At 65.7% G+C, this 239-nt stretch carries 1 pseudogene; it reads right to left on the bottom strand.

Annotated features, from left to right (window positions below):
- Window positions 1-239 (bottom strand): annotated as a pseudogene (locus BN358_RS26525) (hypothetical protein); the annotation flags it as partial.

Below are 239 nucleotides of genomic sequence, written 5' to 3' on the forward strand. Positions count from 1 at the left end.
CACTGCGGTCGGCTTCTTTCCGACCACTCCGCGGAACCTGGGGGTCACCTTCGTGTCGAAGGTGAACAAGGAGACCCGGTCGTCGCTGTCCAGGCCGGCCACCAGCTTGCCGAGTTCCGTGCGGACCTTTGTATAGCGCCCACCCGCGTTCATCGATCCCGAGGTGTCCACCAGCACCACGTAGTCGGCCGGTTCCGACGCCAGCCCGAGTGCCGAGACGACGTCGTCAACGCCGGTCT

Source organism: Sedimentibacter sp. B4, from assembly GCF_000309315.1.
Taxonomy (GTDB): Bacteria; Bacillota; Clostridia; order Tissierellales; family Sedimentibacteraceae; genus Sedimentibacter; species Sedimentibacter saalensis.